Source organism: Sphingomonas donggukensis (assembly GCF_023674425.1).
Classification (GTDB): domain Bacteria; phylum Pseudomonadota; class Alphaproteobacteria; order Sphingomonadales; family Sphingomonadaceae; genus Sphingomonas; species Sphingomonas donggukensis.
Genome location: NZ_CP098401.1, coordinates 2200551 through 2217147, shown reverse-complemented (window position 1 = coordinate 2217147; position 16597 = coordinate 2200551). Strand labels below are relative to the sequence as shown.

Below are 16597 nucleotides of genomic sequence, written 5' to 3'. Positions count from 1 at the left end.
GATGCGATCCACGGTGGATTGTCGAGCCGAGAGCTGCGGACCATCACGCTAGTCGTCTGTTTTAGAAGTGCTGCCGAGCCGAGGTCCATAGATCGCATCGAAAGCTGCGCGGTCATAACCCGCGTCCGACAAGCGAGCTACGCCCTGTTCCCTCATCCGGCGGCGGACTGCGGCGGCTGGAATGCTGAGCCGATGGGCGATTTCTGAGGCCGACGCGAAAATTCGAAGCATGTTTTCGACGGCAGCCACGGGAACGGTGCGTTCCCACCCATTCGAAGAAGGCCATTTTTGAAGCACCGTCTCGTATTGACGCGGCATAAGGTTGAGCGCGTCTGCGGCGTCGCCCTTCGACATCATCGTTGCGAACGGCCGAGCGGCGTCATCGGCAATATCGGCCAAGCTGATGATAAGGTTCACATAGTCGGGCGGCACCGCAACTCGATTCATCAGCGGACCTTCGGTGTCGTCCATTTGAAACTTCAGCGAGCCAGCGAGCATCGCTTGAATGGCAGCGGCCCAGGGCTTGAGGCGGCCACCCACGCTCCGCATCGCATGCCGCATCGGAATGGCGTCTTTCCGCGCGGGGCCAGCCGCGCCTCGGATATCGTCCGTCAGCCTCTTCAACGACGCCTGCGTCACAGTCTCCATGGTTGAGCGACTGAGCGGTTGTCCGCCCGCTTCAAGCAGGCCGCAGAGGATCAACTCCTCCACGGCACGAAAGGTGACGCCGAGATGCGCGGCTGCATACCGGTGCGGAGTCCGAACCATCGAAGTCATAGCATCGATTGCAGTGCGCTCGATCAGGGGCAACACTCTGCGGCCATTCAGGTGGAACACCGTGGGCACTTCGCCGCGCCGTCGGGCGGCGGCCATTGCGCTAGCGGTGCTGCCGGTGCGGGCGGCTGCGACACGAACGTGATAGCCGTCAGTGGCATTGCCGCTGAGCCGCTCCCGCATCTGCTCAATGACACTTGCCACGTCCGGCGCGAGTTTGGTGCGCGAGGGTGTGAGCAAGAAGTCGAGGGTAGCTCCAGAATTACCGTCTCCGAATCTTCCAACCCGCGTTGCAAGGCGGTCCCCGGCAAGCCGCTCGAAACCTTCAGGCCATGTAGACAGCACGGACCAGGCGCCCGCCATCGCCGCCGCGACAAGTGGATGAGGGGCGTTAGGGTCTATTGCGCGCCTCGAGCTCTTAAAACGCACTTCCGGATCGAACACGCCAGCCAAGGCGCACATTAGGTCGAACAGATTTCCGAGTGGCAACTTGGAGATCTCTGGGGGAAGCAGCCCCAGTGATTGGCTGCGACGCTCCGGATCCGGATGCACGAGGCCAACGGCGTGGCCCAGGTTCGTGCGCAGGGCATGCGGCACGACTTCGGCTTGGGCGCGCGTGAGAGGTTCTCCGCAGGAATCACAGAGGCCAACCCCGTTGGTGAGCTGCCAGCGTTGGGTAAAGCCGCAATGCGGATTCGGGCAATTCTGCGCCAAGAACTGCCAGGTCTCCTCACAGAACGGAAGTGGGCGAAGCATCCACAGCGCGCGGTGGTGTTCAGAAATGACGAGTGAAGCGGGCGCGAACCGACGCACCGTCGTCACCACGTGAAGCGCGTCGATCGACGTTCCGAAGAACGCATTTCGTCGGGTCCGTTGGGGTCCGCCCTGCACCACGGCACAGCGTTGCGCTAAATCCTCAGGATCGACGCGGAGGCAATCAGCGACAATAGAGATGCCGCGTGCGTCTTGCCGCGAGACTGCAGCGCGATGGGTGAAATCCGCGCCAGCCATGGAAGTGATCTCGAACGTGCGGTTGGCGAACTCGCCGGCCGCCACGCGGGCGACGAGCCCATCCGCCGACTCGCCCGGCAGGGGCGGGCGGACGGTGCTGACGCGCCAAGGCGCCTTCGGCGGCATCTGGTCGACGACGCTCATGCGAAAGGGTTCCGTTCGATCATGCGGAAGCGCTTTGCGTAGTCCTCAGTGGCGTCGTGGAGATCAGCCACGCTGATCGAGGTGCCGTCCCGTTTCATCGCGATTGCCATAGCTCCCCGCACGATCCGCATGAGGGGGCGCAGCCGGCCTCTCGACGCCTCGCACAGCCGTTGTGCGACCTTCGCCTTCCCTAGGCCGGAGTGTTCATCCAGGAGTCGCTTGTCGACCAGTGCCTGATCGATGTCCTTTACGAAATCCGTGAAGAGCTCGCGGTCTTCCTCATCGCACCATTCGAGCGGGCTGAGGTCGATCTCGCCCTCGAGGCGGTCGAGCAACTCGGGGCACTGGTCGAGGACAACGGCTGCGTCGGCGGTTCCGACGAAGACCACGGCGGCGACACCGGCATCCATGATGTGCTCGCGGATGCTGGTGGCGATCGGTCGGCTCATCGTGGGGCGGCGATTGGCGCGATTGAACTCGTCAAAGACGAGGATCTCGACGCCCCGGGCTCGCATATCCGCGACAGCGCGGAGCCACCGCGCCGCCGGCTTGCCGAGGTCCGGGCGGGCGTGGCCCAATGCCCCAAGGATGGCGGACGGCACCGAGTCGGTCGATCCGGCCGTGGGCATTTCCACGAGCAGGATCGGCGTGTTCCCCTCGGGGGCGGTGCTTGCGGCATAGGTAGCCGCCTGCCGCACCGTCGAGGTTTTGCCGGTGCCGATGGGGGCGTTGAGCAGGATCCCGCCACAAGGCGTGCTGGCGGGGCGCAGCCGCGTCGCGACGCGCAGCTCCTCGATCGTCTCGATTGCGGCGGTCGTGGGCGGATAGTCGACGACGATGCCGTCGAACTCGGCTCGGGCCGCGCCGATGCGCGCGGCCCTCTCACTGGCTTTCTCAGTCATTCGAAACCTCCTCGTGCGGCTTTGACACGGGGACGGCGCCGGGCTTGGCCGGGCTCGGGGGGCGTCGGCTCGGGGCGGGGCTGACCGGCGTCGCGGGGGTCCCGGGCCTCACGTTCGGCATGGCGTCCGCGCATGTTCGCGTGGGACTTCCGCTCCCTGGCCACCGGCCTGCTGGAGAGGATCTCCTGGTCGAGCGACGTCAGGGCGGCGCGGTCGCATGCGATGAATTCGTCGATCGAAACGGGTTCCGGCTCGATCGTGCTCAGCTCGACGATGTTGCCGACGATCTCGCGGTGGTGCCGGATTTCCAGCAGCCTGGCCAGGTTCTCGCGGGACTTCTTCTTTGCGGTTAGACTGATGTCGCGGATAGCCTGGATCATTCGGGATCTGGCGGCCAGACGCTCGTCCTCCGTATTGAAGGCCTCTTTGTCCTGCTTAGCCTTGGCCCCGATTTGCATGTGGAACCATTCGGGCATCCCATCGGCATACCGCTCGTCCGAGCACGTGAGCTCGACGAACTTTCGGCTTCGACGGTTCCAAACATGGATGCGGCCGATATCCATCGGATCGTAGCGGAAATCGACGGTCGCCGTGGAATCGTCGCGTCGCTGTCGGCGGCCTTCCAGCGGCACGAGGTCGTCGAGCAATGACGGCACCGCCAGGATGTTGTGATACCGCATGCCGAACGCACGTATGCCGCTCGGCGTTACCTGCGCGTCCTCCGCGATCTTCATCGTGTCGATGCGAAAGGAGTCGAGGTCTGCGAAGTTGGTGATGCCGTGCCTGTTCATCTCATGTTCGATCATGAGAGCGGGTTGGCGGTCGCCGATGCCGGAGTGGGGCTCGGTATGGTAGATTGCGATCGCCATGTTCGCGACGGCCTCGAGGTCACGCATCAAAACGCAGGCCTCGTCCTCGGGATTGTGGGAGAATCGGCGCGCGTCGTGCGGGGGAAGCACCCGGCCGGGGAGCAGGCCGCAAATCTCGCGGTTGATGGTGCCCATGGCGCGCTCGCCAACAGCACGGTAGCGTGGAGCCTTGATCGGGCAGAAGCGAACGCCGATGCCGGCGCCCCGCGCTGCGGCCTCCATCGTATGGCTGCGGAACTCCGCCGCGTTGTCGACGACGATCTCCGTCGGCTTGCCTCGAATCTTTCGAAGGACCGGGTATCGCTCCGCCATCTCGGACGGAGGGCGCTTGGGGAGAGCCATCCGGCGCAGGATCTCACCGACCGTCCAAGAGCATGGCGACGTGAAGCTGATCAGCGAGGCGACGATGGCGCGCGTCCGCACGTCGATTGCCAAGGTCAGCCACGGACGGCCGAGCACGATCTCGAATTCGTCGTCGACGGCGAACGCGTTGAGCCGGGTGTGGTCGATGATGACCCTGTGGAAGGCGAAATCGGCGGTGAGCGAGCGGCCGGCCCCCCTCCAGTCCTGCTCGACGGCCGCCTTGCCATCCTTCGTGGCCACAGTGGCGCTGGATTCGAGCCAATCGTATGCGCGGCGGACCGTGCGCTGGGAAACGGTCTTGTAAGGTTCTTCAGGCTTTGGAAAGAGCGGGTGCCGGCCCTCGTTGATCTGGCGAATCTCTGCCGCGTAGGAAGCGTGGACATGCTTGGGCAGCGCCTTGACGGTCCACCCCTCGATCGCATGCTTCCAGAGCACTTGGCGGTTTGCGTTGTTGGGTGAACGCCGCGCAACCGCGACGCGGTTGAGCCTCACCATGTCGCGGGGATGCCGGTTCCCCGGGCGCCCTCGCTTGCTGCGCCAATACCGGATCGTGCGCGGCGGGTCGTGCGGACCGTGCTTTGCGATCATTTCCGCGTCCCACCGTTTCGCCAGGGCCCGCAGGATCGCTTTGTCGCCATTGGGTACGCCCAAATCGTCAAGCAGACGGCACTGCTCGATCATCTTCTCGATGCCGGGATCCGCCTTGCTCGCCTGCGCGAGGGAGATTTGCGACACCTCATTTTGAAGGCGAACGCGATCGGTGGTGCGGGGGCTAACGATCTTAAGCCGACCGCCTTCGAGCAAGCTGTCGAACTCGTCGTCGGTGAGCAGGCCGAACTCTCCGTCCTTGTCGCGGCACAGGTAGCTGGCACCGGTCACGGTATTGATGAGGCCGATGCGGCCCTTGCTGTAGCCTTCCGCTCGGAACTCCGCGCCGTCGATGTAGATGAGCGTGCCGGGCGCAAACTTGTTGTAACTCATGGTTACTCCTTGATGGGATCGAGCGAGGTCGCGAGGGGGAGCACGGTGCGTGCTGAGAGCGTGCCGGGCGCTGGTCCGCGCTAGGCGCTCGGGACGCGGTCGGTTGGAAAGTAAGCGTCGAGCCATGCGCGGCCGGCTTCAATCAGGAAGGCGTCTTCCACCATCCTGCCGTCGAGGCGCCTGTCGAAGTGCCGCCGCCGCGTATCGTTCGAGCGACGGCGGGCCGATTTGGTGGGCAGTCGCCCGACGCTGTTTTGGGGAGTGGGGCTCAGCAACCCGTCAGGCTCGCTAACGGCACCGGGGGCGATTCTGTAGAAAGTCATGATTTCTCCGTTGTTTTAGGCGTAGGAACTCGTCCGAAGAGCCGCGTCATGCGGCCTCGGTCTGCAAGTCTGATCGATGGTTCAGTTGGTGTGGGCTGGTGCCCTAGTGGATCGAGAAAGCCGAGGCGGAGCGCTCGACGACTAAGCCAAAGACTTCTCCGTTGGCGCGGATGAGGGCGTGGACGCGGGGGCCGGTTAGGCCGAGACGCCCAACGGGGATACGGCGTAGAGTCGGGCGACTGCGGCGACTGCGGCGACGCGGCGGCGGGTGTGGCGAGCGAATCGGGGGTCGGGGCATTTGGGCGTTCTCCTTTCAGTAGATCGTAAGCGGCGTGTGGGGACCGATCCGCTGGGTGAGATCGATCTCGACCCGGCGGCGGATGGTCAGGGCCTGAACCAGCGCGCGGCCGGCGTTGGTCGAGGTAGGCTCAAGTGCTTCAGCGAGAGCGCCGAGCGTCGAAATTGGACCGTTGCCGATGAAATGGTTCTCCAAGCGGTGGAGATGTTTCAGCTCCACCGTTGCAAAAGCCCGGGCGGCGAACAGTTCTGCATTCGCGCGATGAATGCGGTCCTGGAAGATCTCGTCACGGAAGATGACGCCGAAGCCGATGTCGCAACGACGGAGGATTTCGGCGACCATGGCGAGGAGGAGGCGGAAGTCGGGGTCCGCTAAGTCTCGCTCGTCGCGCTTCACTTCCCACAGCGTTGTCGCTCCGTCGGGGCCGACGGTCTCAACGTCGGTGGTATAGTCGACGAAGCCACCACGAAAGGGATCGTAAGGCCTACGCTTTCTGTTGCGACCTGATCGACGGCGAAGTCGCTCTCGCAGCGCACGACCAACGCCCTCTGCGCTTCGCCTTCCCAATGGAGGAGCCGACGCGCCTTGCGGCTCGGGATCCAGCCATTCTCATGGGCCAAGCCGCCGTTGAAAGTTCGCAACGGACCGCCCCCTTCGGCGCGGAACATGGTCGCCATCGGGACGAGCTTGTCACCGTCGATGTCGGCGTCGCGAACGATCTTCCGGATCCTGCTGCGCAGCGCGGGTTCCTCGGGATCGTGGAAATGATCGGGACGCGGCGAGCGCATTACGACCTGCGAAACCGGAGTCCCGACCACGGGGAGCACGCGGTCACCCAGCTCAGCCCGGACTTTTGTGGCACGCCAGTGGGTTGCGACGAAACCCATCAGTGACAGACCCGGCTGCGGCAATGGTAACCAGCGTCCCGTCGATCACGGCACTGAAGCCTACTGGCCGAACGGGGCGGTAGGGCCGGTCCGACCTTCGGCGCAAGCCGCCAGAAACCCGAAGTCAGAAACCTAAACCGAAGCATCAAACTTCCTTACAACATTTGTGTGACTGATAATGGTGGTGCGTATGGTCATTGTCAAACGGTTTTATCATTTTAGTGGAACTGGAAGAGCGATGCTGTATGTGCGTCCACGAAGTGGACGCAGAAATTGGAAAGCTAATGAAGTCGGTCGGTTCGGAATTGGATGACCTGCTATTGCGGGTGTGGCCGGACGGACTGCCTAGGCAAGACGAACTCGTTCTCGCGAGCCTGTCGCCCGAGAAGCGCCTACGGTTGGCGCAGCGGTTGAAGGCAATCTTGGCGATCACGGCGCCGGTGACTGCCGAGGCGGGGATAGCGAGCGTAAAGGACGCTGCGGCAATCGCAGGCGTGCAGCCCTCACGCCTTTACGGATTGCTGGCGGCTTGGAAGGAGTCGCCCCACCTAGCTTCGCTTGGAATTCATGCGGCGGACTCCCTCAATCGCGCGTCCGGTATCAGCGACTCTCAGCGTGATCGGATCAAGCAGCGGGCGTTGGCGCTCACCAACGAGAACCATGGCCTGAGCGCCGGGGCAATTCGAACCATGATGTTGGCAGAGGGCGGTGAGATGCCCTCCCCTGCGACACTGATCAAACTGATCGAAGCCGCCCGCCGAGAGTCCCCGCCGGGGCGCTTCGGGTGTAAGATCATAATCGACAGCGCTGGTTTGGACCTGCTCGATCCCGAGGGTCTGCGCCTGAGGCTCTACGCTGTGATCGACGAAGGCACGGGTGTGGTGCTGGGCGCTTCCGTGGCTACGGACAGGTCATTGGCCTTAGGTGCGATCCACGCCGCTGAGGATGCACTCGGCGGCGTCGCTGAACTGGATATCGATCACCTGGACGTCTGCGCCGACGGGCCTGAGATGGATATTCGATTCGATCCTGATGATACCGAGGGGAGAGCGCTTATCGCGCAACGAATGCAGATTGCCGCCCCACCAAGTTCGACGTCAGAACGCCACTATGGCCGCGCTGTAATTCGAAATCTCGGCAACAGGCTGGGCCGCATATGGCTCGGCGTTGGTAAGCGCGAGGGTAACGTCAGTTATCGGACTGGACGAGAGGCGGCTCTACCTTCGTTGGATGTCTCGAATCTGTGGATGATCGAAGATGCGATCGAGGCGCACAACGCGAAACGATTGGGGTTGGCGGCTGGGGCGGCGCGACCGGAGGATCAAGGAGCAGCACTTAAGCGAGTGCTTTCGCGCCTGCGCGAATTGGTCGAACTCGAACCGCTGATGTATGACCTCCCTCTCTATGCCCCGCTAAAAGGCGATTTTGCGGTCTCAAGCGATGATTGAGCCGATTTCGACCGAAGCTGCCGAACCCATTTGTAGATTGTGCCCTGCGAAGGCGGCTCCAGCCCGTCATCACGGCAATACTCTTCGAATAGCTCGCGAATGCGCACGACGCTGGCGCTGGCCCCTGCGCTGGTGATTGCCAGATCGAGGAGCTGCTGAAGCCTCTCGCGCTTCTTCAATTTCTTCCGCCATTGGCGGCGAGGCACCGTGGCCCCAGGGATCGCCTCTGGTGACCTGTGTAACAGCCAGGCACGGAGAACCCTCGTGAAACGTTCAGGCGTCAGGTCCATCGCCTTCGCCGACGCTAATCGATCGGCGCGAGATGGGGTTGGGATCTCCAAGTAGCGACGGATGACGTCGATGCGACGGAGCGTTTCCGCTCTCCGCGACGGGGTCACACCGGACATGTCGAGCTCGCCTCGCGCCACTTCCAACGCGAGTGTCCTGTCAGTGTCAGTTAAGCGCACGCGCGCGCCCTGCAGGGCGTCGATGTCGCCATGACGACGCCAGGCGGCGGCGAGCCGGAAGAGGCTGTCGGTTGACAAGCCCAACTCGGCCGCGAAGTTTCGGTCGTCCTCTTCGGTCGGGCTTTTGATCGCGCAATAGCGCCGCACGATCTCAGCCCGACGGAGCACCTCCGAACGTTTGTCGGGGCTGATCCGTGATATCTCGCCGGAAGGCATTTTCATTCTCATCGTAGTTGCGATGACACCGTCTCCCGTCAGACCGTCAGCTCCCCCGAACTCCTTGGAAACCACGTTTGCACGGCTAGCAGGGCTCGCCGTTGGCCCAATCGCCCGCAGCGAGCGTTTGATCACCTTCCTACCGATGGAGGTGATGATGGCCGAACTCAGCGCAGAAGACCGGGACGAACTCGAGAAGGGCGATTTCGCGTTTCCGAAGCAGCGGAAGGAACCGCTCGAGAACGCAAGCCATGTGCGGAATGCGATCGCCCGCTTCAACCAGGTGAAGGACGTCACCGACGATGAGCGGGATGCAGCCTGGAAGCGGATCAAGGCGGCTGCGAAGAAGTTCGACATCGAAGTGTCGGAGAAGAGCTGGCGCGAAATCGGCACGGACTAGACGCTTCGACCTAGTGTCAGGTTATTCGGGTTCTGATGGTCCGTCGTCGGTGATCACCGGGTCTGGCGTTCGGTCATCCCGAATAAAATAGTCATTGTCTGCCATCTGAAGCGTGATCGTTACGTCCTTCACGCGGTGCAGACCGCACCGTCGCAGTGTCGCATCGTCGATATCGAAAAGGGCGACGTTGAATCCGGCTTCGCCGAAGCTGCTCTTGTAGCCAATGCCGTCATAGCCCTGCCGCTTGAGCACCTCCGCAATAATCTGCGTAGGCACATAGTCCAGCGCGCCATCGGCGCGCTCGGTCGGCTCGGAGAACGCCACGTTTATATCGGTCCAGACCTGCTTCTCGATTTCTTCCGGCGTCCAATCACCCTCCTTGAAGCGGAAGAACATCTCTACCAGCTTGTCAGAGCAATCCACGATCCGGACGTCGCGGTTCAGCGTGAAAGCTCCCATCGAGATGTAGGAGCCAATCAGGGGGCGAACTTCCAGCGCGGCGGTGATCTCCTTGGTGGCCAGGTAAAGGCACAAAATGCCCTTCGCGTTGACGCGGCCATCCCCGACCTTGTCGGGGACGGGTTTCATCCGCTCCGCAGGATAAGCGCATTCCACGCGTTCAAATTCTTCGGGGGCGATCTCAACCTCTCGCCAGTCGTGGCCGAGCTGGGCGCGATAGAGGACAGCGTCCTTTTTGAGTTCGACTACCCGGCGAGGGCTGCTCTCTTCGACCGCTGTGAGGAAGTCGGCCTGCTCGGGCGTGTGCGCGTAGCGGAAGTCCCGCCGCACCGATCGGTTGAACCGTTGAAAGGCGTTCTGGTCGGCGAAAGGCATATGACGATCATGGGTGCCTTGAGCCCCTTGGGCAAGTTTGGGTCAGGTCGATTTCTCATCTTGCGCGACCGCATGTTCCGACGCCTAGCGCCCCTTCTGTTCCTCACTCACTTCAACGCTGTCGTTGTTGCTGTCTTCTACGGGTGGACCTGCCCTAACCCTCACCGAAACCGGACCATGCGTCTCAGGTGGGGCTTGACATCGTGTCAGGGTCCAGAGCCGTCGGTGCGCTTTCGTCGGCAGACCGGACGGTTGCGTGCCTCGCCGACGCGCCATACCATTGGCTCCGCGTGGCTGGCACGGTGCCCCCAACGCTGGGGGGCTGGATGACTGACGACGGAGATAAAAAGAGCCGCGTGGCGCTGGGCGGTATCGGCGGTGTGCTCGCCATCGCGGGCGCCGGCATCGTGTCGCCCGGCTTTAAGGATGCCATCCTTGCAGCGCTGAACCGGCGTTTCGATCTGGACCTCTACCTCAACGCACCGCCTTGGGCTGGCGGACTGATGATCGCGGTTGGCACGCTGTTACTAATCGTGGCGTTCTTTGGCCAGAGCCGTTTGGAACGCGCTCTCATCCGCGTGTTCGACGGGCGAGCCTCAAGTGTCGGGACGTTTCTAGCGATCAAGCATGTGGGCTTCGCACCGGCGGTGCGCGACCTACTGGCGAACGAGCTGCCTGCCGGCCACGCGCGCCGGGACCTTCAGCATCTCACCGTCGATCTTAGCCTTGAACTTGCCTCGACGCCGCCGTCGCTCGAGGGCGCGCTAGCGAAGCAGCTACGCTTACCGGAACAGGTCGTCGCCCTGCTCGGGGTCAATCCAACCGCCGAATTGGGATATTGCGGCATCGTCCAGGCGCCGTTCCAGATTCTTGCCGGTCACCAGCTGGCGAGTTGGACTCGCCTGCGCAGTTTCGAGTGGCACCGGCATGATCACTGCTGGGTTCCGCTTCCGCCGGGCGCCGGACCTGACCTCGGCGTATCTACCCGCACCGAAAGTGTGGGGTCGGGTGCGGATGTCGCAATAGCGGTAGAGGTGAGCTACTCCATTGACGCCGCACAGATCGTGGCAAGCACGCCTGGGGTGGGCTCGGTCGTGCGCGTGGCGGTCTCCGCGCCGGTCCTCGACTGCGTCACCCATGAGGGACAGGTTGCGGAGCTGGCGCGGCAGTTCCGTGCTGCGCTTGATGGCACGCGTTCACTCGCCGCAGGTGCGCACGTCCACGTTTTCTGCGCTGCGCCCATGTCGGTCGGTATTGCTCTTGGGCGGATGGTGAGCAGGACGCTTCATCCCCCCGTCCGCGTTTATGCCTATGACCTCAATGCCGCGAAGCCCTATCCCTGGGGCGTCGAGATCAACGCTGCGCCGGGCCTCGGGCAGATTGTCAGGAACTGAGAATGGCGATGTATGATCTGTCGGCGGACCTGCTGACCTTCCATGACAAGCACGTGAAGTTGGACTCAGATTCGGAGAAGCGACTGGCCGAGGTGCGGGACACGAACCTCGATAGGATCCGCAACGGCCTTGCGGATCTCGGCAAGGCGAGCTTCAAGAACTGGCGCAACCAGGGCGGCTACGCCATGGGGACCGTGATCAACGACCCGGCAGGCGAGAGCAACCACGACATCGACGTTGCGCTGGTGTTCGATGAGGGCGATCTGCCATCCGGCGCGCTCGCGGCTCGTCAGCGGGTGCGCGACGCGCTGTGCAAGCGCGGCACCAACTTCCTCCACGATCCAGAGGCTCGCACGAACGCCGTGACCGTGTGGTATGCTGACGGCTATCACCTCGATTTTGCCGTCTACCGCCGGTCGACGAGCATCTTCCAGGTGGAGAAGCACGAGCACGCCAGCACTGACTGGGTCGAGCGTGAGCCCGCCGAGGTGACGAGCTGGTTCATGAAGGCCGTCGACGACAAGTCGCCCAAGGCCGACGCCTGGGGCAATCCGCCGGCGGTCAGGGTGAACCAACTCCGTCGCATTGTGCGGCTGGTGAAGTGGTTCTGCCGGTCGCGCACTTCGTGGAACCTGCCTGGGGGCATGATTGCCTCCACACTGGTGGTCGAATGCTATCGCGCCGACGCGCAACGTGACGATGTCGCACTCTACAACACGCTCGCGGCCATAGAGGCGCGGCTTCGGTCGAGCTGCCGTGTCTACCACCCGAATGGAGGCGCCCGTGAACTGACCGGCAAGGCAGAGTATCTGAACCAGGTCACTCTGATGCAGGAGAAGCTGACGGCGAACATGCCGAAGCTGTCCGTTCTGTTCGATGCGGATTGCACGCGTGACAAGGCCCGCTCTGCCTGGGACTGGATCTTCAACCATGCTTTCTGGGCGGGGAAGGAGGTGCTGGAGGAGGCGTCGCTGGTTAAGGCCGACACGGGTCTCAGCGGTTACTGGGTCCGGATGGGTTGCGATCTCGCGAAGAGCGAACGCGGTCGCATAATCGGGCGCTATCGCGGGCAGGTCGTGCCCAAGAACCTTGGATTGCGGTTCTTCGTCGAGGATACGAACGTGCCCCAGCCTTTTTCGGTGCGTTACGAGGTCACCAATAAGGGCGACGAGGCCCAGCAGGCAAAGCAACTCGAGTGGTCAGGAGAGGCGTCCGGCGACGATCCCGAATGGTGGACAAGCACGGCCTACAAAGGCACCCACCGCATGACCTGCAACGTCGTGCGGAATGGCGTCACGGTGGCGAGTTCCTCAATCATCGTGAAAATCGTCGGCGGTATTTTCCGGGGCCGCCGCTAGCCCCGCGTCGAGCCCTTTGGGCGATCACGGCCATCACCGCGCGAGCATCTCATTTGGCTTGATGCGGGCCGGCCGCAGGCGGGTCTCCACCGCCTTTTCCGTGATCGACCGCACACTAGCGGTCTGGGCCTGACTCATCCCTCCGACGGTGTGCAGCACGAGGGGCTCTCGCATTCAAACCTGGCAACTCCCTGATGGCGCGGTGCAGCCGTCCAAGTTCCTAGCGGTGCCCCCCCTGATGGTCTCGGCCTTAGGCGATAGCGGCTGCCATCGGCGTAGCTGGTCATAGGGACATTCAATCGTCATCAAGCTGACTGATTTATGGGCGTTTCTCGGCGGACGTCGAGGACGGTCGCGTTCGATGCGTTTTTCGCGAGGTGATTCCTTAACGTGCTAAGCCTTGGTGATGGTCTCTACGACCAGCAGGTCGAAGGCGTCGCGAACCCCGACGACCGTCACCCGCTGTCCCAGCAGGTGCCGCGCCTTTCGGCTGACCTCAAGCCGCCAAGTCCCCCCGCCTTCGGCATCGAGGACGAAGCCGCCGCGCTGCCCGAGCAGCAGACCGGTGACCTCGTGGCGCGTTCCAATGGGCATCTAGGGGCAATCAGCAGCGATGGTCGCGCCAGTAGCGCTGCCAGACAAGTACTGTGCGCGACTGGACCATCGCGCAGGACACATCGCCAGACCGAGGGGAGGTGCACCAAGCGGCCGTGCGGCTGCCGCGCGCGCCACCGTCGGATCGGCAGGTCATCGTGGGACCGTTGACCAGGATGTGGCCTTCACGCGCCACTCCACGCCTTGTGCCTACGACAGCGACAAGCGCGTCCCTGGCTTGCTCTGCGGTTGCGCTTGGGCATGGCTGGTTTGATCGGCAGGTGCCATTGGCCTCGCGGGCGGCGATGCCGGCGATACGAAGGCGTGGGCCTTCAGCGCACCAGACAGGGCCATCACCGTCCCACACGCGCGTGGGGGTGCACCGGAAGATTTCGCCGGCGGGGATGATCTGGGCGGCTAGTAGAATAAGCAGCATTATGAATTCGGAGCCTCTCTTCGGCGCCATCACTTAGCGCTAGCGTAGAACCAATCGCGAACACTATGCTACTCCCCTGGAGAGAGCATGAAGAAAATTGGCCGCAGCGACATCATCGGACAACGGGGCATGGCGCACATTCAGGGCGTGGTGAACGCCATGGGGTTCATGTTCTATCCGACAGGCGGCGTGGAAGCAGGCATCGACGGCTATATTGAGCTGCGTGACACGAACACAGGCGAGGTGAGCAACCTCCTCCTTCAGGTCCAGGGTAAAGCGAGCGAACGCGATCGGCTCCAAGGCGATACCGAGACGAGTTTTGAGTTTCCATGCTCCGAGGCGGACATTGCCTATTGGACGCAAGGGACAGCGCCTGTGCTGCTAATCTTCGTATGGCTCAAAGAAGGCAAAGCCTACTGGAAATCGTTGAAGGAGTGGTTCGCCGATCCCGAGCGAGTGAAGGCGCGCAAGGTCGTATTTGACAAGTTTTCAGACGAGTTCACAGCGGAGGCAAAGGCGGGCATCGTTTCCGTGGCGGCTGCAGCGAGACCAGGCGCGTCTGGTCCTAGCGTTCGTATTGACGAAGAGCTGCTCACTAACCTTGTCGGCGTTGAATTTGGGGAAACGCTCTATTGGGCACCCACGCGCCATGCGACGAACAAGACCTTTGGAGCGGCATTGCGCGAGCTTGATCGAGAGGCGGGTTCTGAATGGATCGTGCGCGGCAAGTCCGTGCTTTCATTCCACGACCTCGATCGGTGGCCTTGGAATCAGCTCTGCGAAGCGGAGGCGATGGAGGAGTTCGACGTCGATGAATGGTCGGACAGCGACGACGAGGACCGGCAGCGAGACTTTGTGGAGCTATTGAACCGAGCCATCGGCGAGTTCGTCAGGCCGCAACTTTACCGAGATCGAGACTCAGGCGTCTTCTATTTCCGCAAGCCTCGGGACAGAGAAAACCTGAACTACGCGTATCGCAGCCTGCAAAATACGACCACGCGCCGCGTTGTCGGGCAGTATGGGAAGAAGAAAAAGGACCCCAACAAGCCATCCTACTGGCGCCATTCGGCCTTCTTGCATCGCTTCGTGCGCCTGGGGAGCAAGTGGTTCCTAGAGGTGACGCCAACCTATCATTTCACGCACGACGGCCGTGAGCCGGATGGTTGGGGCGGCGAGAGGCTGAAGAAGATCAAGGAGATCGAGAACAACGCAGCCGTCATGGGGCAGTTCGTAATGTGGCGCGATTTCCTGGTCACTCATGGTCGAGGCGACCTGTTGCGTGCAGCGTATCCCTTTGTCTCCTTTGAGAACGTCGACGCGCTCCATCTGGATGTGGGCGTGCCCGACGACCTTTGGAAATCGCATGAGTCAGACCCAACGTCTCCCTTGTTTGAGCTCGCGCTTGCGGGCGAGACCGTTGAGGACCTCGCAGAATGAAGCTGTTGCATCTGAAGGAGCCGCCGCTCGAGTTCGGCGGAGGCATGCGTCATCCAGATATCCGGTTCGGACTGATGGATTACGGCCCGCTGGATTACGGTATGGATGGCGTTCCGAAGCGGATCAGGCTCGGAATCGTTGGCAGCGCCGAGACTGTCGAAGGCGTCGCGCGGTGGATCGAGACGTGTGCGACGGGGTTCCCGGCGAAAGAGAGCCGGCAGCCCAATCTATTTCCGCAGTTCCCTGGCGTGGGGTTTGAGCAAACCTTCCGATGTGAGTTCGTCACGTCCGATGAATTGCAGCGCGTGTTGCCGCCAAGGGAGATTGCGCGCTTGGTCGCAGTTCCGGGCCAGCGTGAAATGACCCGGGCTGTGGTGGAGACGATCGCCAACGAGATCGCGGCCCTCTCGGAGCGAAGCTCGAAGCCTGACGTGGTGCTCGTGGCCCTTCCGATTGAGATCATCCAGCGGACCTACAATGCGCGTGATGCCGCCGGCGGCGAAGAATCCGATGTTAAAGAGGCGGGCTCGGACCTCGACTTTCGTGGAATGCTCAAATCAGCCTGCATGCGGCTTCGACTTCCCATCCAGCTGCTCTGGCCGACGACGTTCGATCCCTCGTTCAAGATCCCCCGGAAGTTGAAGGAGAGCAGCGACCGACGAACGCAGGATCCCGCTACCATCGCTTGGAACCTCTTGACCGCGATCTATTACAAGGCGGGGGGACTTCCGTGGCGGCTTGCCCGCGATGCCAGGCAGCTGCGGACCTCATACGTTGGATTGAGCTTTTACCGTTCGCTGGATGGTGAGCACGTCCATACGAGCACAGCACAGATGTTCGATGAGCGTGGGGAAGGGCTGATCTTACGGGGCGGCCGGATGGTCGAGAGCGAAGAAGACCGGAAGCCTCATCTGACCGCTGAGGATGCATACGAACTGCTGCGCAACTCGCTCCGGGTGTTCAAGGATCAACATGGCCACTGGCCGGCGCGGGTCGTGTTGCACAAAACGTCAAAGTTCGATCGAAACGAGCTGGACGGTTTCCACAAGGCCGTTGACGAGCGGGACATCGACTATGCTGACTTCGTGTGGGTCCAGAAATCGATGACGCGCCTGTATCGCATGGGGGTATATCCACCCCTGCGCGGCAGCCTCGTGCGTTTCGATAAGGACCAGGCGCTGCTTTACACACGCGGAAGCGTCGAGTTTTTCCGAACGTATCCGGGCATGTATGTGCCGCGACCGCTGATGCTCCGATGCCAGGCGCTCGGGCAGCCGCTACAGCACATCGCGGAGGAGATGCTGGCGTTGACCAAGATGAACTGGAACAACACTCAGTTCGACAATGGCCTCCCGATAACCATCGCGGCGGCGAAGCACGTCGGGGAGGTTCTTAAATACGTGGGTGATGAGCAAGAGATCGCGCCACGTTACAGTTTTTATATGTAGGCGGACGCATGTG

17 protein-coding genes are annotated in these 16597 nt (G+C 62.4%); 6 read left to right on the top strand and 11 right to left on the bottom strand.

The window, feature by feature from the left end; genetic code table 11:
- Window positions 1-48: 48 nt before the first annotated feature.
- From M9980_RS10890 to M9980_RS10865, 6 genes are all read right to left on the bottom strand, one after another.
- Entirely contained in the window at window positions 49-1929 is a 1881-nt protein-coding gene (locus M9980_RS10890) for a hypothetical protein (RefSeq protein ID WP_250750600.1), read from the bottom strand.
- Entirely contained in the window at window positions 1926-2831 is a 906-nt protein-coding gene (locus M9980_RS10885; RefSeq protein WP_250750598.1) for a TniB family NTP-binding protein, read from the bottom strand. The genes M9980_RS10890 and M9980_RS10885 overlap by 4 nt, the downstream gene beginning before the upstream one ends.
- Window positions 2828-5044 carry a transposase family protein gene (locus M9980_RS10880; protein ID WP_250750596.1) on the bottom strand — a complete coding sequence of 739 codons (2217 nt, stop codon included), beginning with the start codon at window positions 5042-5044 and terminating at the stop codon, window positions 2828-2830. Before M9980_RS10880 ends, M9980_RS10885 begins: the two co-directional genes overlap by 4 nt.
- An 80-nt stretch (window positions 5045-5124) precedes the next feature.
- On the bottom strand, window positions 5125-5367 hold the full coding sequence (locus M9980_RS10875; RefSeq protein ID WP_250750594.1) for a hypothetical protein: 243 nt from the start codon (window positions 5365-5367) through the stop codon (window positions 5125-5127).
- 313 nt (window positions 5368-5680) lie between these two features.
- Complete coding sequence (locus M9980_RS10870; protein ID WP_250750592.1) at window positions 5681-6061, bottom strand: hypothetical protein; 381 nt, start codon at window positions 6059-6061, stop codon at window positions 5681-5683.
- Complete coding sequence (locus M9980_RS10865; RefSeq protein WP_250750591.1) at window positions 6058-6552, bottom strand: hypothetical protein; 495 nt, start codon at window positions 6550-6552, stop codon at window positions 6058-6060. The genes M9980_RS10870 and M9980_RS10865 overlap by 4 nt, the downstream gene beginning before the upstream one ends.
- 221 nt (window positions 6553-6773) lie before the next feature.
- Here M9980_RS10865 and M9980_RS10860 point away from each other — a divergent pair, with 221 nt between their 5' ends.
- Window positions 6774-8000, top strand: a complete 1227-nt coding sequence (locus M9980_RS10860) for a hypothetical protein (protein ID WP_250750588.1) — start codon at window positions 6774-6776, stop codon at window positions 7998-8000.
- Here M9980_RS10860 and M9980_RS10855 read toward each other — a convergent pair.
- On the bottom strand, window positions 7955-8689 hold the full coding sequence (locus tag M9980_RS10855) for a hypothetical protein (protein WP_250750579.1): 735 nt from the start codon (window positions 8687-8689) through the stop codon (window positions 7955-7957). The two genes, M9980_RS10860 and M9980_RS10855, sit on opposite strands and share 46 nt — an antisense overlap.
- Window positions 8690-8828: 139 nt before the next feature.
- Here M9980_RS10855 and M9980_RS10850 point away from each other — a divergent pair, with 139 nt between their 5' ends.
- Window positions 8829-9083, top strand: a complete 255-nt coding sequence (locus tag M9980_RS10850) for a DUF6582 domain-containing protein (RefSeq protein WP_250750577.1) — start codon at window positions 8829-8831, stop codon at window positions 9081-9083.
- Between the two features lie 21 nt (window positions 9084-9104).
- Here M9980_RS10850 and M9980_RS10845 read toward each other — a convergent pair whose 3' ends face one another.
- Entirely contained in the window at window positions 9105-9917 is an 813-nt protein-coding gene (locus M9980_RS10845) for an RES family NAD+ phosphorylase (RefSeq protein WP_250750575.1), read from the bottom strand.
- Window positions 9918-10243: 326 nt separating this feature from the next.
- On the opposite strand from M9980_RS10845, the gene M9980_RS10840 reads away from it, so the two are divergent.
- Together M9980_RS10840 and M9980_RS10835 are read left to right on the top strand one after the other, a co-directional pair.
- A complete protein-coding gene (locus tag M9980_RS10840) occupies window positions 10244-11311 on the top strand; it encodes an SAVED domain-containing protein (RefSeq protein WP_250750574.1) in 1068 nt (355 codons plus the stop codon).
- A 2-nt stretch (window positions 11312-11313) separates the two neighbouring features.
- A complete protein-coding gene (locus M9980_RS10835) occupies window positions 11314-12669 on the top strand; it encodes a nucleotide-binding domain-containing protein (RefSeq protein WP_250750573.1) in 1356 nt (451 codons plus the stop codon).
- A gap of 33 nt (window positions 12670-12702) precedes the next feature.
- On the opposite strand, the gene M9980_RS10830 is transcribed toward M9980_RS10835, so the two are convergent.
- The 3 genes from M9980_RS10830 to M9980_RS14310 form a co-directional block, all read right to left on the bottom strand.
- Window positions 12703-12807, bottom strand: coding sequence for a hypothetical protein (locus M9980_RS10830; RefSeq protein WP_250754893.1), 105 nt, complete (start codon window positions 12805-12807; stop codon window positions 12703-12705).
- 255 nt (window positions 12808-13062) lie between these two features.
- Complete coding sequence (locus M9980_RS10825) at window positions 13063-13263, bottom strand: DUF5818 domain-containing protein (RefSeq protein ID WP_250750572.1); 201 nt, start codon at window positions 13261-13263, stop codon at window positions 13063-13065.
- Window positions 13264-13273: 10 nt separating this feature from the next.
- Window positions 13274-13699 carry a hypothetical protein gene (locus M9980_RS14310; protein WP_422921360.1) on the bottom strand — a complete coding sequence of 142 codons (426 nt, stop codon included), beginning with the start codon at window positions 13697-13699 and terminating at the stop codon, window positions 13274-13276.
- 87 nt (window positions 13700-13786) lie between these two features.
- On the opposite strand from M9980_RS14310, the gene M9980_RS10815 reads away from it, so the two are divergent.
- Together M9980_RS10815 and M9980_RS10810 are read left to right on the top strand one after the other, a co-directional pair.
- Window positions 13787-15136 (top strand): DUF4365 domain-containing protein, encoded by a 1350-nt coding sequence (locus M9980_RS10815; protein ID WP_250750571.1) that lies wholly within the window; start codon window positions 13787-13789, stop codon window positions 15134-15136.
- Window positions 15133-16584, top strand: a complete 1452-nt coding sequence (locus tag M9980_RS10810) for an argonaute/piwi family protein (protein WP_250750570.1) — start codon at window positions 15133-15135, stop codon at window positions 16582-16584. The genes M9980_RS10815 and M9980_RS10810 overlap by 4 nt, the downstream gene beginning before the upstream one ends.
- Window positions 16585-16597: the final 13 nt, after the last annotated feature.